Below are 1,307 nucleotides of genomic sequence, written 5' to 3'. Positions count from 1 at the left end.
ACACCCTCATCCGGTCGATCAGACAACTTGCGTCGGAACTGGATGAAACCGCCGTTGTTTTCTGTACTCACGGTCCCGGTCAGCCGCGCGAATGCGACATCACCTTCCGAACGAAACTGGACCTGCCCTGAAGAAACTCCTCCCATGACGGTGTCGGCGACGTAGTCCCAACGCGTCTCCGGAGACTCGGAGAAGTCCTCAGTAAGATTTCCATCAGCCTGTGCCATTGTAGATCCGATGATAAATAGACCTGAAACAAGCCCAACGAAGTTGCCACGCATATTGTTCCTTCTCAGTTCAGTATCGCAATGGAAAGGTTAAGTGCCGTGGCAAATGCGACCCATGCTAAATACGGCAGGAAGGCCAGTGCAGAGACTCGATCAGTGTGCCTGACTTCAGCGATGAACACGACGATGACAGCCAGCAATGCTACAATGACCACAAGGGCCAACCACGGCATTTGCAGAACGAAAAAGGTTGGGGACCACAAAAAGTTCAGACCCATCTGCGCCCACCACAGCTTCATTGCGGTCGAGCTTCGGTCTGTTTCGAACTGGCGCCAACCCACCATAGCGATCAAGACATAAAGCACCGTCCAAACCGGCCCAAAAATCCAATTTGGTGGATTGAAAGCCGGTTTAGAAAGCTGCGCGTACCAATCGCCAGGTGCGGTCAATGTCCCGATCAGGATGCCGCCGCCCACCACAAGCGCAAGGAATGCTATGCGGATCAACCAATTCGACATTGTTGGACAGCTTTCAGCAGTCCTTTGTCGTCACGTTGACAAGTGCTTCGGAAGAGAAGGTCGCAGTACTGGTCTTATCCGCATCAGTATATGACACCGTGGCGCCTTCGATCTCCGACCCGGTTACGGTGATTTCGCGTTGCCCGATAGTGTCATCTACATCGATGGTAAAGGCGAGTTTGTCCCCGGCTCCGAAGGAGGCGATCTCAAGCTCAATTGAATCTTGCCCGTCCACAACCGCTGGAATTTGCCGCAGAGCATCTGCACCCTCAACGAATTCGAGAGGTTGGAATACCTCTACACCCGCGCCTTTTTCGGTAACGTCGAAAATCAGACGTCCGGCAGATTGCGACAAGTCAATTTTGAGGGTCGAAGCTTCTACTTCACAAGCTCCAACATTTGTCAAAACAAAACGGTCTTTGGGTGCGCCTTCTATGAAGCGAATTTGAACTCCGGCTTGAAGCGAGGTGGCTGCAAGTGATCCAAGGATCGCCGCAAGAATACTCTTCGGGAGCATATTTATCTCCTTCCTAATTGGTTCTTGATAGATACGCTTCGGCGG

Annotated in this window: 3 protein-coding genes; all 3 read right to left on the bottom strand. The window is 52.2% G+C overall.

The genetic code is table 11. The features are described 5' to 3' along the window. Positions 1-281: CIA30 family protein (locus ALB80_RS21640; protein ID WP_216597701.1), on the bottom strand; the 281-nt coding region annotated here is incomplete at its 3' end. Positions 282-292: 11 nt separating this feature from the next. Beyond that, positions 293-745 carry a TspO/MBR family protein gene (locus ALB80_RS21635; RefSeq protein WP_050606177.1) on the bottom strand — a complete coding sequence of 151 codons (453 nt, stop codon included), beginning with the start codon at positions 743-745 and terminating at the stop codon, positions 293-295. Positions 746-758: 13 nt separating this feature from the next. Further along, the coding region (locus ALB80_RS21630) for a hypothetical protein (RefSeq protein WP_371256015.1) at positions 759-1,307 on the bottom strand (549 nt) is incomplete at its 5' end.

It is taken from the genome of Ruegeria sp. 6PALISEP08 (assembly GCF_001238295.1).
In the GTDB taxonomy this organism is placed as follows: Bacteria; Pseudomonadota; Alphaproteobacteria; order Rhodobacterales; family Rhodobacteraceae; genus Ruegeria.
The sequence above is the reverse complement of the archived record's forward strand: the minus strand, read 5'-3'. Positions and strand labels throughout refer to the sequence as shown.